This window comes from Niallia sp. FSL M8-0099 (assembly GCF_038006945.1).
In the GTDB taxonomy this organism is placed as follows: domain Bacteria; phylum Bacillota; class Bacilli; order Bacillales; family Cytobacillaceae; genus Niallia; species Niallia circulans.
Genome location: NZ_JBBOWF010000001.1, coordinates 2709858 through 2731927 on the forward strand (window position 1 = coordinate 2709858; position 22070 = coordinate 2731927).

Below are 22070 nucleotides of genomic sequence, written 5' to 3' on the forward strand. Positions count from 1 at the left end.
TTGTAATGACATATATAGGATGACTTATTAAAATGTATGCTTGTCTTCTTTTTTTATGTCATCACTTCATTAATTCATTTTTTTTCAGAAAAAAAGCGACATTTAGTTACAAGTGGTTAAAAATTAGTTTTTTTTCAAATGCTATATAGGATTAAAAGCAAAAAATAAAGGAGGGGAAAAGACTTGAAAAGACTACTTATCGCCTTTCTTTCCATTAGTTTAGGGTTCTTTCTTTCCATGCAAACAATGGTAGAAAAGCCTGCTTTTAGCAAGGAACAACAGAGAAAACCAAAAAATGTTATTTTCCTCATCGGTGATGGTATGGGCATTGGACAAATGGAGATTGCTCGATTATTTGAACATGGAGTAAATGGAAGACTTTTTCTAGAAACACTTCCCTATACTGCCATAGTTCATACTTCATCTAGCAATAATCGGGTAACAGACTCTGCTGCTGGAGGAACAGCCCTTGCAATAGGAAGGAAAACAAATAATGGAATGATAGGTATTACACCAGAAGGAAAAAATGTAGATAGTATTTTAGACAAATTTAAAAAGGATGGTAAAAAAACGGCCATCATCACGACAAATTCTGTTACAGATGCAACACCTGCCAGCTTTACCGCAAGCGTCAATAATAGATGGGCAGACCAGGAGGAAATTGCTAAACAACAATTGAATAATAAGGTGGATATTATCATGGGAGGAGGCAAAAAGTACTTTACGCATAAGGATAAACGAGGAATTGATCTTATCGGTGCTTATAAAAAAGCTGGATATGATTTTCTAACAACCGCTGAGGAATTAGAAAAAACGAATGCCCAAAAATGGCTTGGATTATTCGGTGATGCTCATTTGAATTTTCAACTTGATAGAAGTCATATCAAAACAACTGAACCAACATTGGAAGAAATGACGAAAAAGGCATTAGACGTGCTATCAAGTGAACAAAAAGGATTTTTTGCAATGATTGAAGGAGGTCGAATAGATCACGCCTCTCATGCTTCTGATATAACTGGTATATGGAAAGAAACAGTTGCATTTGATGAAGTGGTTAAGTACTGTGTGGAATGGGCGAATAAAAGAAACGATACATTGGTTGTTGTTGCAGCAGATCACGAAACAATGGGCATATCTGCTACAGAAGCGTTAGATATTAGTGGTTTAAAAAAGGTTTCAGCGTCCCCTCATTATATGGCTCAGCAATTAATAAAGAAAAAAACAAAAAATGGCTATACGACAAAAAGCATAAAGAAAGTTTTTAAAGACTATGCTGGAATAGACCTCAGGAAAGATGAGCTGCTTCAGCTGCAAATAAATCCGAAAGTAAATAACGGACAAGTATATCGAGAACAACAAATGGACTGGAAAATTGGCACTATTATCGCGAACCATTATCATGCAGGCATAGTACATCCACTCACCCAGCAGCTTAGTTCAACAGGCGGCCATACAAGCAATATGATTGTTGTATTTGCAGTTGGGACAGGAGCAGAAGAATTTCATGGTGTTTTAGATAACACCGATATCCCCAGAAAAATTGCTGAGATTATGGGATATGCCTTCTAAGAAATAAAAAGGGAAAGTCCAACCAATTATAACCACTTCGTCATATGCTATCATGAGGTGATATGATATGTTTTCTAAACCAACTTCCGTGACATATATATCAAACGAATTTCGTGCAACTGGTAAAAACATGCACTTTGGGATAGATTTTGCCCACAATGGCATCAATGCAATTAAAGCTTGTGCTGACGGGATTGTCAGCAGATCCTATTACTCGGCAAGTTACGGAGAATGCATTATGATTCTTCATAAAATATCTGGACAAGAATATGAAACAGTGTATGCGCATTTGAAAAGAGGATCTCGAAAAGTGAAGGTTGGCGATTATGTAAAAAAAGGACAAGTTATTGGCATTATGGGAAGTACAGGAGAATCAACAGGTCAGCATTTGCACTTTGAATTACACATTGGTCGTTGGAATATCAATAAATCTAACGCAGTTAATCCATTACCATATTTTGAATTAGATTCTAATACAATCCCTTCACATAATACAGAATATATTGTGAAAAAAGGGGATACCCTGTATCAAATTAGCAGAAAATATAAGACAACGATTAAAGTTCTACGTGCTTTTAACCAGATAGAAAACCAAGATATCATCAAAGTCGGACAAAAAATCAAAATACCTTCCCAAAAGGCTGTCTATTATGTGGTCAAAAAAGGAGATACAGTCAGTCGAATAGCAAAAAATTTTCATACAAGTGCAGGAAAAATAAAGGAATGGAATCAATTGAAAAATGTAGACAAAATTTACCCTGGCCAAAAACTAAGAGTAGGATAAATTATATTTATCCTACTCTTAGACTGTAGACAAACTCTTATTTTTTGGAAATAAAAGACTGAGTTGGGTTTATTTATTAACTTCTTTGAAACAGGGTGTTGCTTTCCGCTATTTAATCGACACACCATTTTCTAAAATAAGCTGTTTATACCAATAATAGCTTTCTTTCGGTATCCTTCTTAAATCCTTTTCTTCATGCTCCGTTCTATTTACATAAACAAAACCGTAACGTTTTTTATATCCATTCAACCAACTTAACAGATCAGTAAAAGACCATGCGCAATATCCGATAATGTCCACTCCATCTGTTATTGCTTTTTTCATTTCTAATATATGATTCTTTAAATAATCAATACGGTAATAATCCTTTATTTGTCCATTCTCAGCAATTGTATCAATAGCACCTAAGCCATTTTCTGTAATAAAAATTGGTAAATCATATCTTGCTTGAACTCTTCTTAATGCTATTCGAAAACCAATTGGATCTATTTCCCATCCCCAATCTGTCTTTTGCAAATATGGATTTTCGACTGCATTAAACATCGGAATCTCTGGAGTCACTGCTTGACCGCTTTTAGGCTGCATTAAATATGGATCAGTTCCTAAAAATTCTTTTTCACAATCCTTGTCAGAAAGCTCCAATCGATTCTGCTGTGCTGTGCCACCATGGTAATAATTAATACCTAAAAAGTCTGGTTTAGCAGATTTTAATAAAATTTCATCTTCTTCCAAAACCGTGGGAGCAATTCCAAGTCTCACTAGTTGTTTCCTCACAAACCTTGGATAAGTCCCTTTACAATATACATCTAGCCACCAATCATTGTTAAAGGACTCGCCATTTTCTGCTGCCAATACATTAGCTGGATCTGCATTTAAAGGGTACATCGGTCCATATCCAAAACTTGGTCCGATCTTTCCATTCGGCACTAATTCATGAAATAACTTAATTGCTTCCGCATTTGCAAGATTAATAATATGATTGGCTTCATACATTCTTTTTAAATCGGTAACTCCAGGTGGATGTATGGCCCATCGGTAACCAAGTGTGGTGAAAACATTTTGTTCATTCATGGATACCCAATAAGTAACCTTTTTTCCCAATCTACGATATAACACTTCACAATATTTTTTAAAAGCTTTAATTGTTTCTCGAGACTCCCAGCCATTAAAGCGATCCTGTAATGATTGTGGTAAATCCCAGTGATAAAGAGTGATAACCGGCTCAATTTTATTAGCCAATAACTCATCTACTAATCTTTCATAAAATAATAAGCCTGCTTCATTCACACGACCGTCACCATCTGGAATTACTCTGCTCCAAGAAACGCTAAAGCGATATGCCCTTAAACCCATTTCTGCCATCAATCTCACATCATCCTTATATAAATGATAATGATCGACGGCTACATCTCCAGTTGTTCCTTCATATGTTTTTCCTTTTATTTTGGAGAAAGTATCCCAGATAGAAGGCCCTTTCCCATCAACATTCCAAGCACCTTCAATTTGGTACGCAGCTGATGCAGCACCCCATAGAAAATCGGCTGGAAAGTCATCTAGTTGTTTATGGTACATAACTTCTGTCCCTTCCTTTTCCTTAACCCTTCTACTCGTTTAGCCAAGTGTCCATTTTTGTTTGGATGAAACAATCCGGGTGGAATTATTCTCTACTTTCACTTCTGGAGCTGGAGGAATATCCGTTACTCCATGTAAAATAATTTCATATTTATTTATGCCAGTAACCTCTATTTCATACTGCCCGTGCTTTTTCGATAACATGACATTCGCTTGTTTTTCTCCATCTTTGCTATATATCGCAGCTGAAAGGAGTTGGTTTTCATGTAAATCAAATACGTGAATCTTCGGCTTTTCCGTATAATCATATACTGCATGTTCCCTGCAGCTTCCTTCGATAATAATGCTATTTGGGCGGACCAATAACGGCAGCGTAAAATAATCATACGATTGCTCATACCAATGACCACCCTCATATAATTCTCCTGTTAAATAATTGGTCCAAACTCCTTTTGTCTCTGGTACATAAAAATTAACTTTGCCGTCTTCTCTAAAAATTGGTGCTACTAATAGATTATCTCCGAGCATGTATTGACGATCTAAAGTATGAGTAGAAATATCATGTGGGAACTCTAAAACCATTGGTCTCATCATAGGTATCCCTTTTTCTGCAGTATATACAGATTGAGCAATTAAATATGGCATTAAACTCAGTTTCAATTTTGTAAAGGTGCGTGTAACCTCCACTGCCTCTTCTCCATACATCCAAGGCACTTTATACTCCCAGCTTCCGTGATAGCGGCTATGGGAAGATAATAGGCCAAACTGCGTCCATCTTTTATAAATATCTGGCGTTGCTCCTGCCTCAAATCCTGAGATATCATGACTCCAATAACCAAAACCGCCAAGGCCAAAAGATAACCCTGCCCGAAGTGTTTCAGCCATTGATGGATAATCAGAAGTACTATCCCCACCCCAATGTACTGGAAACTTTTGCGAACCAACGGATGCAGACCTGGCAAAGACTACGGCTTCTTCTTTGCCGCGCACCTCTACTAAAAGGTTATAAACTACTTCGTTATACAAATAGGCATAGTAATTATGCATTCTTTCCGGATCAGATCCGTCATAATAAACGCAATCTATTGGAATACGTTCGCCAAAATCTGTCTTAAAAGAGTCGACTCCCATATCAAGCAAAGAGGTTAACTGGGACTGATACCACTTTACTGCTGCAGGATTAGTAAAATCCACAATTGCCATTCCTGCTTGCCACTTATCCCATTGCCAAATATCACCATTAGCTTTTGTTAAGAAGTAGCCTTTTTCCATTCCTTCATCAAATAAAGGTGACTTTTGGCCAATATACGGATTAATCCAAACACAGATTTTTAATCCTTTTGCTTTTAACCTCGCTAACATCTTTTCAGGTTCTGGAAAGATATCTTGATCCCAAGTAAAATTGCACCATTCATATTCTTTCATCCATAAACAATCAAAATGAAAAACTTCTAAAGGAATATCATGCTCTGCCATTCCATCTACAAAAGAAGTAACTGTTTTTTCATCATAATCTGTTAAAAAGGAAGTACTTAACCAAAGACCAAAGGACCATGCGGGCGGCATTGATGGTTTCCCTGTCAATTCAGTATAATTTTCTAATACTTGCTTTAGATTTCCGCCCCCAATTACATAATATTCCATCATTTCACCAGGTACGCTAAATTGCACCTTCGACACCTTTTCACTTCCAATTTCAAAACTAGCTTTCCCTGGAGTATTCACAAATACACCATACCCATTGCTGCTTACATAGAATGGAATATTTTTATATGCCTGTTCCGTACCAGTCCCTCCGTCTGCATTCCAAATATCGACTGTTTGCCCGTTTTTCACAAAATTAGTAAACCGTTCTCCTAAGCCATAAATGTTTTCTCCTACACCAATAGACAATTGTTCACTGATATGGGAATCTCCCTGTGGATCTTTAATATATCCTTTACTTCTTGGATTGCTTTCTGTAAGGATTCGTCCCTTATATTTAAAAGTTATCGTAAAGGTTTCTCCCTTTGTCACAACGGCACTTAAATCCCCAGCAACAAAAGAATATGCAGATTCCGATTCTGAAATATCTGGAACAATTTCTTTTTTATTGATCACAAAACACGGCTCAAGTTTTTTTGTTCCTTTATAATGGTACATTCTGACACCGATTATATCTGGATGTGGAGTGAATAGTTCAATGGTCATCATCCCGCCATCTAATGTTGACCCTTTATGATTTATATAGGAAAAAGGAGCATATAAAGTTAAGATATTTTTTGATTGTCTTGTCGAATACACATGTGTAGCATAATTCACTTCAAAACCGTCTTTAACTAACCATCCGCCGTTAAGAAATTTCATTTCTTTCACACTCCCCTTGCTTTAAATGGTTTTCTACTAAAATATAAGCCCCCCATAAACCCGAATCATTATAATGCTTACAAATTTCAACAGGTATAATGAAATCTTGCCAGTAAGGTATGGAGTTTAATGCCTCGTTTATATAAGGATATAGTGCAGGATTTTGACTTATGCCGCCACCAATTAGAACCTTCTCGGGATTGAAAATAACGACAGAATTAAATATCGCTACCGCAACGTACTTACTCCACTCTCTAATTATCGCTTCTACCTTGTAATCATTTGTTAGAGAAAATATTTCTTCACCAGTTATTTCCGCTTCAGGCGGAAGTCTATATTTTTCTTTATAAAGGCTGATAAGTGCACTTGTGGATGCTAACTCATGAAGTGTTTTATTCGGATATTTCCCATAATCTGTAAGCATCATACCTAATTCACCAGCTCGATAAGAGTGACCCTTTATTGTTTGATTCTGATAGTAAATCGCACCGCCTACTCCCGTCCCAAGTGTTAAGAGAATAAAATCATTATTATCAATTGCTGCACCATTATACTTTTCTGCTATAGCGGCGCAATTCGCATCATTTTCTATATAGATTGGACAATCCATTGTTAATCTTCTCTTTACTTCATTTACTATATTTACTCCATTTATAGAAGTAATTGCGCCTGCAAGAATAGGAACTCCATTTACTGTATCAATAAACCCTGGAAAGCTTATACCTATTCCTTTAATAGATGCTAACAGGCTCAATTCTTCTATTTTTGCAGCCAAACTAGATAGAAAACTATCTTTGTCAACCTTATCTGTTTTGAATTTTCCTTTTTGAACAATGTGAGAGTCTTCGATCAATCCATATTTCACATATGTTCCACCTACATCAAAACTTATGACAGCCATTACCAATCTCCCCTTAAAGGGATGAAACAGTAGAAAGATAGGAAAAACTATTCTGCTTTGTTCCAACAGAGTCGTTTAAAGAAGAAATAGTTTTTATTTCCTCAGATGTTTCACCCATAAAAGTAAATCTTTAATTCTCCCATAACTTCATGCGATCTTTTACTAATCCAGTCATATCCGAACTAGCTTTATCAATCCCCATCTCTTTTAATTTTGTTTGCATTTCTGACCATTTCTGTTCAAACTCACTTGGAGGGGAAATGATAATATCAGTAATTGCTTGTGTTGTGTAGTCGTCTGCCTTTTGTTGAATCACTGTCAAATCACTGCTTGCTGGAATAGCTATTTCAAAAGCACGACCGTGCTTTGTCTGTCCTAATTCATCTGGGGATGGGAAGAAGTCTGCCCACACTTCATGACCATAACTACTTATAACCTCTTTTTCTTCCTCAGTGTAATTCGACATGGCTAATTCTTTCGTATCAGACCTTGATATTGGTTGTCCAGTGGAATCAACTGCTCCTGTTCCCCATTGTGGAAACGGGTAAATATAGTTCCCGACTCCTGTTTTAAGGGAATAATTAGGATCTGTTTGCGATTCTTTAATATCGGTAGCAACACGTTTTCCATCCTTGATTTCATAGTTTTCTCCTTCAATCCCCCAGTTAACTAAGATTTGTGCTTCTTCTGAAGCCATCCAGTCTAAAAATTCAAAAGCCTTTTCTTGTTGTTTACTTGTAGAGGAAATGGAAACACCAATCGTACCTGTATAGCCATAGTCTTTTGTATCTGGCTGTAAAATACCTTCTTCCAATGTCACAGGAAGTGGTGCGTAAGTTCTCCACGACTGGCCGTCTGCTTTAAGGGCCGCAATTCCATCATTTATATCCCAGTTTTGATCCGCTAAACCTATGACACGACCCGAAGATATTTTTGCGATATATGTGTCATATTTTTGAGTAAAACTCTCTGGATCTACTAATCCTTCATCATACATATGGTTGAGCCATTTAAAGTACTCTTTTACTTTCTCATCTTGGAATTTATATCTTGTCTCGCCTGTACTTTCATCCACCAGCCATTGCCCATCATCTTGATATCCAGATGCATATCCTGCTGGGTTTCCTACTGTAATGAGCCATCTCCAGTCACTACCTAATAAAGATAAGCCAATCGTATCTTGTCCATTGATTTGCGGATACTTTTCTTTATAAGCTTTTAAAGCATTCTCGTAATCTTCTAAAGTTTTAATCTCTGGATAGCCTAATTCTTTTAATACTTCTAATTGTATTTTAAATGTTCCGCTAGGATTTAATACTGTATTCGTCATGCCGCCTGTACCCACATGGTAAATCTGCGGATCTTCTGTATTGTTCTTTAGGCGGACTAGTTGATCACCATACAGAGCTTTCAAATTTTCCCCCTTGTCTTCAATCAGTTCATCTAATGGGATAACAGCTCCAGCATCAATTAATTTATTAAGATCGCCTTTGCCAAAAATTAAGTCAGGATAATCGCCGCTTGCAATCATTAAAGGAACTGCTTGTGTATCGCCACCAACCGGATGAGAAATTTCTAACTTTACCCCTGTTTTTTTGGTAATTTCTTTAGCAACCGGATTATCAAATTTGTCATCCTTCGTTAAATCCGCACTAAAAAACGTTAGGGTTGTAATGTCTCCATCTTGCTCTTTTTCTGAATCAACAGCATTATTACAAGCTGCAAGTAACAGACTTGCCGATAACACTGAACCTGCCATTATGATTTTCTTCCATTTCATTAAAAATCCCTCCTAATAATAAGCAAAATAGGCTAACCTAGCTGATTAATTTTTCACTGCTCCTAATGTTAATCCTGAAACAAAATATTTTTGCAGAAATGGATATACTAGCAATATAGGTACAGTAGCAATAATAGTGATTGCCATCTTAATAGATTCTGGAGTAGTTTTCCCTGCATTTAATTGCTCCATAGCTGAATTACTGACATTTCCCGTTGATTGTGCACTAGCATTGTCTAAAATCTTCATTAATTCATATTGTAGTGTTGTTAGATTAACATTCCCCCTCGCATACAAATAGGTATCGAACCAGCTATTCCATTGACCAACAGCGATAAAAAGAGCAATTGTAGCAATCGCTGGAATGCATAACGGCATAATAATCTTGTAAAATATAACAAAATCATTTGCTCCGTCTATTTTTGCTGATTCTTCCAGTGCATCTGGTAAACTATCAATAAAGGATCTTATAACGATTACATTAAAAGCACTTAGTAATGCTGGAATAATATAGACAGCAAAACTGTTAATCAATCCTAAATTGCGAATTAAAATATATCCAGGGATTAGCCCGCCACTGACATACATCGTAACAATCAGCAATGTTGTAAGATGTTTTCGAAAGATGAAGTCTTTTCGGCTAATGACATAAGCCATGACACATGTACATAAAACTCCTGCAATAGTACCAATGACTGTTCTTAAAACAGAATTGGTAAAGGCTAACAGCAGTTGATCATTATTGCTGAAGATTTCTATATAGTTTGCAAAAGTAAATTCCCTTGGCAAAATGTGCAATCCACCTTTAGCTGTATCCACTGAATCATTTAATGAAATAGCTAAAACATTTAAAAATGGATAGAGTGTGGCGATAATGATGATGATCATTATTGATCCAATGACTACATCAAAGCCAGTAGGTCGATTTATGCTCTTTTTCTTCCTGAATAAATTTGTCATATTAGCCTCCTTACATAAGTCCGCCATTCCCTGATTTTTTGGCAATATTATTAAATATAAAGATAAGAATAATACTAACGACTGATTTAAAAATTCCTATTGCTGTACCATAGGAATATCTAAACATACCAATACCGTAATCAAGAGCATACTTGTCCAGTACAAGCGCTTTATCTGCTACGATATTATTTCCAAGCAGCATTTGTTTTTCAAATCCGATATTAATAAGGTTGCCAATACTCAAAATTAATAGTATAAGGATAATAGGTTTGATAGATGGAAGTGTAATGTGGATCATTTGTTTAAACCGACTTGCTCCATCTACCCAAGCTGCTTCATACATTTCTTTATCGATACTCACCATTGCTGCGAGATAAATAATTGCATTCCATCCCATTTCTTTCCAAACGTCAGAGAATGTGACAATATACCAAAACTTATTGGGATCACTCATAAATTGTATTGGGCTATCAATAATATGGAGGGCCAATAATAATTCATTCAATGCTCCATTAGTTGAAAGCATGGTAGTTACAATGTTTGCTACAATTACCCACGATACAAAATGCGGAAGGTATGATACGGTCTGTGTAAATTTCTTAAATCTTGTGAACCGGAGCTCATTTAATAAGAGAGCCAGAGCAATTGAACTTGCGGTTCCAAAAACAATCCCTAATCCACCCATTCCCAAAGTATTAATTAATGCCCGATAAAACAATTCGTCCTCAAACAGTGCTTTAAAGTGCTTAAGTCCAACCCATGGAGATCCTAGAACTCCTAATGCAGGCTTATAATCTTGAAAAGCCATTATCCATCCAAAAAGAGGTACATAACAAAATACGATAAGCCAAATTACCAAGGGTAGTGCCATCATGATAAGTACTTTTTGATCTTTCAGCTTTTTCCAGGTGATCTTTTTCTCCTTTTGGGGCCTTTTTTCTTGCTTAACAAGAGGTGCTATCTCCATCTCTCCCCACTCCCTAACTAAAGTAACTTCTTTATAGATAAAGTATAATTGGTTACGCTTTCATTTTTAATAGTAATTCTTAGTGTAGTAAGTAGTAAAAAATAGTGTTTTGAAAGCGTTTAATCTATTGATATATACTTTCAAACAGTAATAAACCAAAAGTGCTCATGATTGAATGAGCACTTTGATAACAGGCAAATTTCTCTTCTAGAAGTACTACTTCAAATTTGCCTCTTGGATATATTTCTAAGCTGCCCTATATAAAGGAATTCAGCCATCTAATTATTCGATTAATCAAATTCATTTACTTGCTTAAGCATCGTTACTAATTGGTCTTTTTTGATAACAAAATCAATATTGCCATTTTCTTTAATAGCGAACATACTATCATTAGTTTTCAATGGATAAAATTCTAGTTTTCGACTATGTTCGCTTCCGTCAGATGTAAAATCGTACGTCATTTTCAAATAAGGGTTATTTTCTAATGCCTCTCCTTTATATTCCTCATTTGCAGATAGTACAGCAATATATTGATATAAATTTCGAAAGTCTGCTTCGTCTATATTTCTATTATTTAATTGAAAGGAAGAAATAATTTTATCTGACTTACTATTAAGTCGATGGAAAGCAGTAATCTGCTCTGATTGTTTGCCTTCAATTGTCCACTTGTTCAAAGCATCTGCCATAATAAGGCACAGAAACTTATCGATAATAGAAAAAGGGTGATTTACTAAATTTTCAATTTGCCCTTTTGGAACGAAAAACAGCTTTTTTTCTTTATTAACGGTCGCATAGTATTGATTATTTTCATCCTTTAGCAATTGTAAAGTATATTCCTTACCCTCTTCTTGAATAATAATCTCCTTCCAATTGGTCAGCTTACTTTGATCGATTTCTTTTAATGGATCTGATACTTTTAAATGTGTAAGTGTAGACAAGATTTCATCCATTTTTTTGTATTCCACTGAATAATCGTGTGAATAATAGTCATGAAGAAACCATCCACTTATAAAGGGTGCTTTTTCGACCGATGAATAAGTAGTTTGTTTACTCAAGGAATAGTGAGCTTGCTTTCCTCGAAATTCAATCTTTTTTATCTGATCTGCTTCTAGTGGAAATGCCTTCCTTTCTGAAAAAATTATCGGTGAGTAGAATTTCACAAGGTTTGGAACATAAGAAAGCTGATAAGTTTGGTTTTGTCTCACTAAATAATATTGATTTTTCTTTTTATATAACTTCATTTGTGATTGATCTGCTGCCACCTCGATTAATAAATCCATTTCCTTCTGCTCTTTCACTTTATCTCCTCTCATACTTGATAAAGCTAGAACAAATTGATTTGCCATATCATCTTGGAAAGTCTGTTCCTTTACAGTCCAATAACTTCCTTCTTTGCTTAGTTTTATCGAACTGTCCTGTTGTTTAATACGCAGCTCACTTGCCTGCTCGATGTTTTTTAAGCTTATGCTGCTTTTTATAGGCGAAGCATGTTCTTTTTCTTGATTGCAGCTTGCCATCAGAAACATTACTAGAGGGATAAAAATATATAGATAGTTTTTTGGACTGTTTTTCATTTTTTTAACTCCTTCTCTAGCCGATACAGCACCGGATTTGTATAATACATTAAAATAAAGCCGAACAGGCTAAAAGCAAATAAAAAGGATACAGCGGGGACATAGTAAAAAAAGACAACTAGAATAACAGAAGTGGATAAGTGTAAGAATGCTTTTCCTGGAAATCGCAACAATATAAACGGTCCTGCTTTTAATAATGTTTTCATATTACTTTCAAATCTGCTTAATACACTAAGACCAATACTTGTGGTGATAAAGACAATTGCTAAAAGAATAGCAACTACACAAGCCAGTATTAAATTATTTTTTTGTAGCATATAAAAAAAATCAACAAATAAGATTAAAAGGATGGTTAACTGTATAAACCAATAAATAAAACTGAGTTTAAAATTTGTTTTATAATCCATGAAAAAATCTTTTACCGGAGTGATACTTCCTTCTCTTAACAATCGGCCGTTAGTGGAGAAAAGGGCAGTGAGACTTGCTCCCATAGGAAGAAGCGATATATAAAACAGCATAATATTTTCTAGGGAAAATGGAAAAAGCAATAAAGCAGTAAAGAATAATATGTTACTGAATACAAAACATAGATTCAAAAGAAAGAAAGTGGATATGTAATTTAGAGTTTGATAAAGCTTCCTACTATTCATCGCTTCACCCATTACCTTGTAATTTTCGGTATTCATTTGGTGACATGCCACAATGTCGCTTAAACTTTTTATAAAAATAGTCCAAATTAGCATAACCTGTTCTTTCTGCAATCTCATAAATCATTAAATTAGAATCTTTTAGTAGTTGTTTTGCTTTGCCCATCCGTATTTCATCTAGATATTGAGAGTAGCTTTTTCCAGTTTCTTTTTTGAATTTTTTGCCGATGTAAGCGTTGTTATAATTAAAGTGCTCTGATATAATTTTAAGATTTAAATCTTCCTTGTAGTGTTTTTGTGTATATCTTTCTATTTCTTGGATAGTATTAATTCTATTAAAGCTTTCATTCACAATTTGCTGCAACACTCGATAACTATTTTCCATTTCCTTCATTAACTGTTCCATCGTTCTACTTCTTGCGATACTCTTTTCAGCAGTATTTACCACTTCCTGCAAGCGCTCTCTATCTGTTGGATTAATAGTATCTATCACGTTATTTACAACACTTTGGAACTCCTTACTGACATTCCATTTGATTTCATTTTCATGTAGTGAATGATAACGGAAGTTTTCCTTATATTTAAAAAGAGAATTTGCAAGATCTCCCTCATACAAAATATCCTTTAACAGCTGCTCTGTTATATTTCCTGTAAAATGAGTTTTGGCTTGTAAACTTTTTATTCTTTCATTTGAAATAAGACCTAAGTTAGCATAAGAAAAGGTAATATCTTTTAACTTTCTTATCTCTTTATATAGCTGTTTCAAATGGCTGCTTTTATTTTGCCATGAAGACTGAAGTATAACTTCCCCTTCTTGACTAGCTATAGACAGCAGTTCCCTTTCCAAGGTATTTAAATCAAAATCATCTAAAATTAGTGTCAATATATACGTATAATCATCGTGTGTTAATAAATAACAAAGAACGTTTTTATTCTCCCTTATTCTTGTCTGAAATTCCCTTGCTATGGATTGGTTTGAAAAACGTATTAAACAAGCCAACCTATATTCTTGTGTACAGGGTGTAAAATCCCCTTCAAAAATATTTTTCCTTAGAACATTGTAGATATCATTATTCGTCTCTTTCTGTTTATCTACTTTTTTTCGTATCCCTAACAATATATCTGTTAATTCATCTTCATCTATTGGTTTTAACAAATAAGATACTGTTCCTAAGCGAATGGCTTTTTGAGCGTAAGTAAATTCTGAATATCCTGATAGAATAATAGAATAAAAAGTTTCTCCTCTTTTTTGGGCAGTCTGTATCATTTCTAACCCGTCCATCTCAGGCATTCGTATATCTGTTATTACTAAATCAGGATGGTATTCTTTAATTAGTTTTATTCCTTCTTTCCCATTTTGGGCAGAACCAACAATTTCAAATCCATATTCCTGCCAATCAATAATATAAGGCAGCCCCTCTCTAATTACCGGCTCGTCATCAACAATTAGTACTTTTTTCATTATTTACGCCCCCTATGCTTTTATTGGGATGGTAACTTTTACAATCGTTCCCTTCCCTTCTGTACTAGTTATTGTTAGTCCGTATTTTTTTCCATACATTCTTTTTATTCTTTCATTCACATTATTCAAGCCAATACGGTTTCCTATTTTCTCTTTATGTAATATTTGTTGAATTTCGATTAATTTTTCTTTCGGTATGCCTTTGCCATCATCTTGAATAAAAATATGAATAGCTTCTTCCATTTGCACAATATTTATTAGAATAAGCCCACTTTCTACTTTTTCTTCAATCCCATGCACAAATGCATTTTCAACAATAGGCTGCAAGATAAGGGGAAGAATATGATATTGTGCTGTATTTACATCTGATGTAATTTCATATCTTATTCTATTTCCGAAGCGAAGCTGCTGAATTCGCAGATATAGCAGTAAAAAATCAATTTCCTCACTTAATTTCACATATTTCAGCTGATTATTTTCAAGGGATCTTCTTAAAAGTTTGCTTAAAATTTTTACACTTTCTGATACTTCTTTATCCTTATTCTTTAATGCTCTCATCCTTATCATTTCTAATGTATTATAAAGAAAATGTGGATTAATTTGGCTCGCCAATAATTTAAATTCCGATTCCTTCTGCTGCAGCTGCCAGTTTTTTTCTTGTAATTGATGCTGATAATTTTTATGTAATAATTCTCTTAAGCTTTCCATTGTTGTATAGAGCTGATTATAGATATCTCTTATTTCATCATTGCCATCAATCGTTATCGGAATATCAAAATCACCGTTTGCCACTTTATGCATAGAATCTTTTAATTGTAATATCCTTCTATCCATGGAACTCGTATATCTTTTAATAACAAATAATACTAGTAACATAACAAGACCGATAATTGTATAGCTCTTTATCATTATTTTATTTACTTCGTTCAATATTTCTTGATTATTCATTACTGTCACTACTTGAAAATGATTCGTAATGGACTTAGGCAAATCTAACATCTGCCCATAAAATATAAATGGTTTTGTGTCTTTCATTTCAATGGAATAAGTATCCCCAACATTTATTGGATGATTTTTCATTTTGTTTTGCAATTGTTTTGTTAAGTATTTTTTTGGTGTATGGTTCGTATATTGAAAATTCGTTAGCTTTTTGTCTAATAGTAATGCGTTATCAATTGTTGCTGAATTTAATATATCCATTAACAATAACTCATCTACATAAATGGCAAGAACACCAAGAAACTGATTTTCCAAGTTATATACGCTTCTGACTAATGCCAAAAAAGGTTTCTCTGTTACTGGATCTACTAAATTGTACCAATAAATCTTTCCTTTTCCCTGTAGAGCCATTTCATACCACTCCGTCTCTTTTATTTGTTCATCTGCAAAAACGAAGTTCGAATTGGTCATAAATGATTTATTATCTACAAAAAATCGAATATTGGCTAAATTACTATGATACCTAAGAAAATAATCAAATAAAGTGAATTCATTATACCCTTCAATCATTTCCTTAGGATTGGCATACCTTTTTGTTACTAGCTCTTCCAAGCCTTCATCCTGATATATCCAATCTGATATTTGGATAATGGAAGTGAAATTATCTTCTAACCCCTTCCTTACTCTTTCGGTTTCAACCAGTATATCTCTTTCTCGAGACTCGATCATATCCTGCCTTATATTTATTGTTAAATAAATACCTACAATAAATATTGGGATAACTACACTTAAGAACATTAGCATCAATCTTTTTTTTATAGGTATAAATTTACTATGCATCTTTTATCGCCTCTTTACTTAGACAACACTATTTTTTAGGAGAAGACGATATCCATGTCTTATTCGTTATTGGACTGCACATCACAACTTATCGCAAGAACTAATCAAATACTTATCTTTTTTCCAATGTATCAAAAGTACAAGTCCAAGTATATTGCCACTTACTTTTGTTTATCAGTTTTTGATCTGAGGTCTCTTTTTTCACATCATAATGATTACCCAAATTCACATTTGGAAAGCGATTTTCCCGTTTTTCTAAAATGACCGAAACATTACCCTTTTCTAAATCCCATTCTAATGCTTGAACATAAAGATTATCAGGTAAATAGATACCAGTAGCCTTTCCTCTGCTTAAAAAGTATGGGACCGTCTTTAAGATGGTGACACTATCATTATGTTCCGGGTAGATTAGGCAATCATGAATTACTTTTGGCAAAGAACCATTTGCATCTACATTAAATATATTTTTATCGCGATAATGGGCAGTCGCCAATGAATCCATAAATGCATTTTCCAACACAAGTGCTTCCAATGATTCTGTTACTTCTTTTGTTTGCTCTAAACTTATCGCACACATTGCTGCATGCATTCTCCCATGGGAAGACGTTGTATCGCCTTCCAAATTATTTAACCAAGAATCCATTCGTTTTCGAAAAGCTATTTTTGCTGATTCCCATAATTCCGGTGTATCTTGATTAATCTCTTTTGTTTGGAACAGTGGATACAGATTGGAAAAATGACGATGATTGTCATTCTCTACTGTACTTGGATCTAGCCATTCCGCTATACCACCATCCTCTAACAAACGGTAAGGTGGAATTTGTTCATATAATTGTTTATAAATCTTTGCCACTTCGTCACCCAATTGGGTTTTCGCCTCAATATAGTACTTTATCACACTCTTAACAATCGCAATATCCATTGTTGTATTGTCTCCCATTCCATTTTCAGCTGAATAGCTTGGGGACAAGCGAAGTTTTCCTTCTTTACACTGCGCAAAGTCTAAATAAAATGCCAGCACTTCTTCATAAAAAGGGATGCATTCATGTTTCAAAAAAGCTGCATCTTTTGTATAATGCCAATATTCATAATAAAAATAAGCGAGCCATCCGGCCCCTGATATCCAAAAAATGAGCGGCCATTCTTCATTCCAATGAACATGTTTTGCTGTAGTACTGGCATGTACAGGTACCAAAAATCCATGACAACCATAATAGTATTGCGCATTTTCTCTAAAATCTGGGTAATACTGTTTTAATCGTTCAAAAAAGCTGCGATATTCTGTAAAATAGCCACTGCTTGCTAATGATGAAATAGCCAGCTGGACATTTGTATCAAATGTATAATCACCACTCCAAGCAGGATGTAAGGTTCCCGACCATATTCCCTGCAATGTTGGAATTCCATTTGCCATTGATTGAATGACATATCGTGATGCTTGATAAAAAAGCTGCATAAATACTGGTGTTATTTGTTTTCGAGTTCGCATTTCTGAGAGAACTTCTTCAAGATAAATAGTTTCTTGTTCATCCGTTAATAACAGTTTGACAGCGTTAAATTTTTTAGAAAAACACTTTTTGTGTTCTATAATTGCCTTTTCATAACAATTGACTTGTCTTTCCTCTTTGTCTTTTTCGACGTATTGGATTGTAAAATAGATGGTGGTAGAATCATGAAACATCAGGCTATCTCTTTGAGGGATGATTCTCCCATCAGCGGAATCTATAGACCAGATTACATCATAGCCTGTTTGATCTTGATATCTATGTTCCCATTTTAACTGATCATTCGCTGCGACAGTTATCTTCTCTTTCATTTTCATTTCTTTCCAATTAACTGGAATAACGCTTCCAGTTAACGGTTTTTCACTTTTAATTTTACCAAAAATACAATTTTCCTTTTTGGAAGCAAATAAGGTTTCTTCTACCTTGCCTCCTATTGAAGAATTATAAGTTACTTGTATCATTCCATTTTGAAAATCAATGATCCGCTGATAATTTTCTATTGAATCTTGCTTAATCTCTATAAGGAACCTAGCAGCTGGTATAAAAGGATCACTCATCGTTAAACCCTTATAGCCTTGTTCTTGGGCTTTCTCATAAAAATAACTAATTCCTTCCCTATAGCCTTGCTTATCTATAATGGAGCGAAGTTCTTCTAGATGGGGAGCTAAATATGGCAGCTTTTGCATTTGATTATCTTTTAGAAATAGGTCTTGTACTGTAAAATCCAAATAAGTGACACTTGGAGTTCCATATAGAACTAGCCCCATTTTTCCATTTCCAATTAATAGGCCATCTTCCCAACGATCAGCGATGGAACGATTAATTAATTTTGTCATCATTAACTCTCCCCTTTCTTTTAAATAAGTTATTTCGATGATTTATAATGAACATGAACTTTTCACCATTTTTCTTACGCAGCATTGTTTCTAACCCTCTGGTAGATGATATTGCGAGATCTATAGTCCATCTAACACTAGCTCAAGTAAAACTCCCTTCCCCTAATTCCTAGCATTGTATCTACATAAAACGCTTGTCCCTTACCTAAATAATGTTTGATTACAACAGATGTATATGGATAGAATTTTCCCTCTCCATAGGTCGCGAATACTTTTTCCCTTCGGAATAAATAATATTACACTGTGCTCTGCAGTTGCTTGATTAATCATTTGCAAAATTCAACTGATAGTTTTTTTGTGGGAAGTGCATGAAATTCCTCTAAAATATGATTGCGCTTACATATTTTAATAATAACAATTATGCCATTAAAAATAGCTGTAAATATTAGTTATAAAAATAGAAAAATTAGTGGTTTCTAAAAAACAATTAAAATAAAAAAGAAGGAAACCAATGGTTTCCTTCTTTTTTGCCGCATTTGCCGCTTTGATGTATGGAGTTTCAAAACCTGCTCCACCAGGTGGGTGTTCGCAAAAGCTCTCATCATATGTCCTAATGACAAATGGCATTAGGCCTGCTGATCCTGCTTTAATATAGAACTCCCTAATTATCGATAAAGGTTGAAACTTCATACGATAACGTACAACGCAGCTTCTATGTTTTTATCATACATGATTAAGGAAAGAAAAGCAAATGGAAAATAAAGTATATTTTCCGATTTCCCTGCCTAATTATGCGCGTGAAACGTAACTTGCTTCAGATGTATTAATGATTAAACGGTCACCTTGGTTAACGAAGAAAGGAACTTGAACCGTTAGCCCTGTTTCCATTACAGCTGGTTTAGTACCACCTGAAGCAGTATCTCCTTTAATACCCGGTTCTGTTTCGGTAACTTCTAATTCAACTGTATTTGGCAGTTCTACCCCTAATGTTTCTGATTGGTACATCATAATATGGACTTCCATATTTTCTTTTAAGAATTTCAATTCATATTCAATAACAGCTTCAGGAAGTTCAATTTGGTCATAAGATTCTACATCCATGAATACATGCTGGTCACCATTTGCGTATAAATATTGCATTTTACGGTTATCAATTTGTGCTTTCGCTACTTTTTCCCCAGCTCTAAAAGTTTTTTCTTGAACAGCACCTGTACGTAAATTCTTTAATTTTGAACGAACAAAAGCTGCACCCTTACCAGGTTTAACGTGTTGGAAATCCAGTACGCGCCAAATTCCTCCGTCTACCTCAATTGTTAAACCTGTTTTAAAATCGTTTACTGATATCATGCAGTAATCCTCCTATAAAATAATCAATTCTTTCGTTGAATGGGTTAAAGCTTCATTATGATCTTCGGTTATAATTGTATCATCTTCAATACGCACTCCACCTAGACCTGGAATATAAATTCCTGGCTCTACTGTTACTACCATACCTGGTTCTAATGGAGCATTATTTCGGAAGGATAGATTCGGTCCTTCATGGACTTCTAACCCTATTCCATGACCTGTTGTATGTCCAAAATACTCTCCATATCCTTTTTCAGTTATGTAATCACGAGTAAGTGCATCTGCTTCGACACCAGTCATACCTGGTTTAATGCCTTCCATACCCTTAAGTTGAGCTGTTAAAACAATATCATAGATTTCTTTTAATTTCTCATCTGGGTTACCGACAGCGATTGTTCTCGTAATATCAGATACATATCCATTATAATACGCACCATAGTCTAATGTAATGAAGTCACCAGCTTCAATCACTTTATCGGATGCTACCCCATGCGGCAATGCAGATCTTTTTCCTGATGCAACAATAGTATCAAAGGAAGATGAAGTGGCGCCTAATTTTCTCATAAAAAACTCTAATTCATTCGAAACTTCCAATTCTGTTTTCCCGACCTTGATGAAATCAAGAATATGGGTGAAAGCAGCGTCAGCAATCTTAGCAGCTTCCTTTAATATCTTAATCTCTTCATTTGTCTTAATCAAGCGTAACTTTTCAATTATTCCTGAAACAGGCACTAATTCACCTTTTACTACTGTTTCTAACTCCTTAAACTGAGTAAATGTTGTATAATCTTGTTCGAATGCCAATTTCTTGATTCCTAATTTCTCTGCTTGAGTAGCAACCTCTTGTAGAATCGCTCCTTTATGCTGCACGATTTCAAAGCCAATACACTGATTACCAGCTTGCTCTACATAACGAAAATCTGTAATGAATAACGCTTTTTCCCCACTGATTAAGACTGCTCCAGCGGAACCTGTAAAATTACTTACATAGCGTCTATTATAAGTGCTTGTTATTAAAATGCCATCTGCCCCAACCTCTGTCAGCGCTTCTCTTATTCTCTTTAGTTTCTCCATTAAAATCCTCTCCCTTAGTTTATATATTTCCTAGAGGCTCGTGGTTCAGCCTTCCCAATTCTAGACAAGGTAAAAATCTGAATGATGAAAAAAGTACACTCATGTTAATTATTTTAACATAAATACAGGTAGAATACAGGCGAAATTGTATGTAAACAGAGATTTTAGTTACCCTAACTAGCTGACCAAAAAACACAATCTTAGGAAACTGAAAATTAGAGTCTGTTTACCCCTTTTCAAATATACTATTGGCTTAGTCCCCTTCTCTCCCTGTCATATTCGTAACTGCTTTTTTGTCTTTCCATTTTTTTAACTGAATTTCACTTTCTTCATAAGAGATTGAGGTTCCAACAAAAACTCCATATAAAATATACAAACATACCGACGAAATGATTGTATCTCTTTTTAATTCCAAAAAAGGCGCCATACTTGGAAAAATGGGATTTAAAATAATAAAAACACAAACAAACAAGGCAATACCATACCCCATGCCTATGTAAATGGTTTTAAATTTTCTTAAGATAAGGTAATAGGCAAACGCTGCTCCAGTGGAGAAAAAACCAATGGCAATGAAGCTAATTACCGTTCCCAGCCATCCATATTTCCAGCTTCCAATCGCCCAAGGTTCTAAAATAAAATTAGGGCGTAATTCGGTAAAATTAAAAATATATCCTATGTAACCGATAAGCGTCCAGAATATTCCACCAAACATTCCTGTCCAAATTACTAAAGAAATAAAAGACATTGGCCTGCCTTTTTCATGTGAATCATGTTGATTATCCATCCTATCCACCTCCGAATAATAGTATGTCCCATTCCTTTTCTTTCCTTGCAAAATATCTGATTAACATCAATTATGGAAGAAAAGAATGTCCTGCTAGTGGTTTTTTGAATTTTTTAGTAATATAGTAATAGGGGAATTTACAACCTTCATATTCTTCCCTATAATAGGAAGCTTGTTGTTTTC

Annotated in this window: 16 protein-coding genes and 1 other RNA gene; 2 read left to right on the forward strand and 15 right to left on the reverse strand. The window is 34.8% G+C overall.

What is annotated here, in order from left to right; all coding sequences use genetic code 11:
• The first annotated feature begins 183 nt into the window (after nucleotides 1-183).
• Nucleotides 184-1569 (forward strand): alkaline phosphatase, encoded by a 1386-nt coding sequence (locus NSQ92_RS13500; RefSeq protein ID WP_047941137.1) that lies wholly within the window; start codon nucleotides 184-186, stop codon nucleotides 1567-1569.
• A 67-nt stretch (nucleotides 1570-1636) separates the two neighbouring features.
• A complete protein-coding gene (locus NSQ92_RS13505; RefSeq protein ID WP_053215601.1) occupies nucleotides 1637-2353 on the forward strand; it encodes a M23 family metallopeptidase in 717 nt (238 codons plus the stop codon).
• A 108-nt stretch (nucleotides 2354-2461) separates the two neighbouring features.
• Here NSQ92_RS13505 and NSQ92_RS13510 read toward each other — a convergent pair whose 3' ends face one another.
• From NSQ92_RS13510 to NSQ92_RS13580, 15 genes are all read right to left on the reverse strand, one after another.
• The gene (locus tag NSQ92_RS13510) at nucleotides 2462-3925 is read right to left on the reverse strand and encodes a glycoside hydrolase family 1 protein (protein WP_144545213.1); all 1464 of its coding nucleotides are present in this window, start codon (nucleotides 3923-3925) and stop codon (nucleotides 2462-2464) included.
• A gap of 39 nt (nucleotides 3926-3964) precedes the next feature.
• A complete protein-coding gene (gene yicI, locus NSQ92_RS13515; protein ID WP_047941140.1) occupies nucleotides 3965-6271 on the reverse strand; it encodes an alpha-xylosidase in 2307 nt (768 codons plus the stop codon).
• On the reverse strand, nucleotides 6258-7172 hold the full coding sequence (locus tag NSQ92_RS13520) for an ROK family protein (protein ID WP_047941141.1): 915 nt from the start codon (nucleotides 7170-7172) through the stop codon (nucleotides 6258-6260). The genes yicI and NSQ92_RS13520 overlap by 14 nt, the downstream gene beginning before the upstream one ends.
• 130 nt (nucleotides 7173-7302) lie before the next feature.
• A complete protein-coding gene (locus NSQ92_RS13525; protein ID WP_047941143.1) occupies nucleotides 7303-8952 on the reverse strand; it encodes an ABC transporter substrate-binding protein in 1650 nt (549 codons plus the stop codon).
• Between the two features lie 45 nt (nucleotides 8953-8997).
• Nucleotides 8998-9912 (reverse strand): carbohydrate ABC transporter permease, encoded by a 915-nt coding sequence (locus NSQ92_RS13530; protein WP_047941144.1) that lies wholly within the window; start codon nucleotides 9910-9912, stop codon nucleotides 8998-9000.
• Between the two features lie 10 nt (nucleotides 9913-9922).
• Nucleotides 9923-10879 (reverse strand): ABC transporter permease, encoded by a 957-nt coding sequence (locus tag NSQ92_RS13535; protein ID WP_341152854.1) that lies wholly within the window; start codon nucleotides 10877-10879, stop codon nucleotides 9923-9925.
• 290 nt (nucleotides 10880-11169) lie between these two features.
• A complete protein-coding gene (locus NSQ92_RS13540) occupies nucleotides 11170-12453 on the reverse strand; it encodes a hypothetical protein (protein WP_095320805.1) in 1284 nt (427 codons plus the stop codon).
• Nucleotides 12450-13139: a DUF624 domain-containing protein gene (locus NSQ92_RS13545; protein ID WP_235844477.1), complete on the reverse strand. Its 690-nt coding sequence runs from the start codon at nucleotides 13137-13139 to the stop codon at nucleotides 12450-12452. The genes NSQ92_RS13540 and NSQ92_RS13545 overlap by 4 nt, the downstream gene beginning before the upstream one ends.
• Nucleotides 13108-14562 carry a response regulator transcription factor gene (locus NSQ92_RS13550; RefSeq protein WP_095320804.1) on the reverse strand — a complete coding sequence of 485 codons (1455 nt, stop codon included), beginning with the start codon at nucleotides 14560-14562 and terminating at the stop codon, nucleotides 13108-13110. Before NSQ92_RS13550 ends, NSQ92_RS13545 begins: the two co-directional genes overlap by 32 nt.
• Nucleotides 14563-14574: 12 nt before the next feature.
• Nucleotides 14575-16341, reverse strand: coding sequence for a cache domain-containing sensor histidine kinase (locus NSQ92_RS13555; protein ID WP_341152855.1), 1767 nt, complete (start codon nucleotides 16339-16341; stop codon nucleotides 14575-14577).
• 112 nt (nucleotides 16342-16453) lie between these two features.
• The gene (locus tag NSQ92_RS13560; protein WP_341152856.1) at nucleotides 16454-18685 is read right to left on the reverse strand and encodes a glycosyl hydrolase family 95 catalytic domain-containing protein; all 2232 of its coding nucleotides are present in this window, start codon (nucleotides 18683-18685) and stop codon (nucleotides 16454-16456) included.
• A gap of 520 nt (nucleotides 18686-19205) precedes the next feature.
• Nucleotides 19206-19397, reverse strand: a non-coding RNA gene (gene ssrS / locus NSQ92_RS13565) — 6S RNA.
• Nucleotides 19398-19471: 74 nt separating this feature from the next.
• Nucleotides 19472-20029 (reverse strand): elongation factor P, encoded by a 558-nt coding sequence (efp, locus tag NSQ92_RS13570; protein WP_047941155.1) that lies wholly within the window; start codon nucleotides 20027-20029, stop codon nucleotides 19472-19474.
• A 12-nt stretch (nucleotides 20030-20041) separates the two neighbouring features.
• Nucleotides 20042-21103, reverse strand: coding sequence for a M24 family metallopeptidase (locus NSQ92_RS13575; RefSeq protein ID WP_095258945.1), 1062 nt, complete (start codon nucleotides 21101-21103; stop codon nucleotides 20042-20044).
• 253 nt (nucleotides 21104-21356) lie between these two features.
• Complete coding sequence (locus NSQ92_RS13580) at nucleotides 21357-21887, reverse strand: YqhR family membrane protein (protein ID WP_047941157.1); 531 nt, start codon at nucleotides 21885-21887, stop codon at nucleotides 21357-21359.
• Nucleotides 21888-22070: the final 183 nt, after the last annotated feature.

Coding starts and splice junctions, on each gene's coding strand:
- NSQ92_RS13505 (WP_053215601.1), top strand. CDS start 1,637: ATGTTTTCTAAACCAACTTCCGTGACATATATATCAAACGAATTTCGT.
- NSQ92_RS13510 (WP_144545213.1), bottom strand. CDS start 3,925: ATGTACCATAAACAACTAGATGACTTTCCAGCCGATTTTCTATGGGGT.
- yicI (WP_047941140.1), bottom strand. CDS start 6,271: ATGAAATTTCTTAACGGCGGATGGTTAGTTAAAGACGGTTTTGAAGTG.
- NSQ92_RS13520 (WP_047941141.1), bottom strand. CDS start 7,172: ATGGCTGTCATAAGTTTTGATGTAGGTGGAACATATGTGAAATATGGA.
- NSQ92_RS13525 (WP_047941143.1), bottom strand. CDS start 8,952: ATGAAATGGAAGAAAATCATAATGGCAGGTTCAGTGTTATCGGCAAGT.
- NSQ92_RS13530 (WP_047941144.1), bottom strand. CDS start 9,912: ATGACAAATTTATTCAGGAAGAAAAAGAGCATAAATCGACCTACTGGC.
- NSQ92_RS13535 (WP_341152854.1), bottom strand. CDS start 10,879: ATGGAGATAGCACCTCTTGTTAAGCAAGAAAAAAGGCCCCAAAAGGAG.
- NSQ92_RS13540 (WP_095320805.1), bottom strand. CDS start 12,453: ATGAAAAACAGTCCAAAAAACTATCTATATATTTTTATCCCTCTAGTA.
- NSQ92_RS13545 (WP_235844477.1), bottom strand. CDS start 13,139: ATGAATACCGAAAATTACAAGGTAATGGGTGAAGCGATGAATAGTAGG.
- NSQ92_RS13550 (WP_095320804.1), bottom strand. CDS start 14,562: ATGAAAAAAGTACTAATTGTTGATGACGAGCCGGTAATTAGAGAGGGG.
- NSQ92_RS13555 (WP_341152855.1), bottom strand. CDS start 16,341: ATGCATAGTAAATTTATACCTATAAAAAAAAGATTGATGCTAATGTTC.
- NSQ92_RS13560 (WP_341152856.1), bottom strand. CDS start 18,685: ATGATGACAAAATTAATTAATCGTTCCATCGCTGATCGTTGGGAAGAT.
- efp (WP_047941155.1), bottom strand. CDS start 20,029: ATGATATCAGTAAACGATTTTAAAACAGGTTTAACAATTGAGGTAGAC.
- NSQ92_RS13575 (WP_095258945.1), bottom strand. CDS start 21,103: ATGGAGAAACTAAAGAGAATAAGAGAAGCGCTGACAGAGGTTGGGGCA.
- NSQ92_RS13580 (WP_047941157.1), bottom strand. CDS start 21,887: ATGGATAATCAACATGATTCACATGAAAAAGGCAGGCCAATGTCTTTT.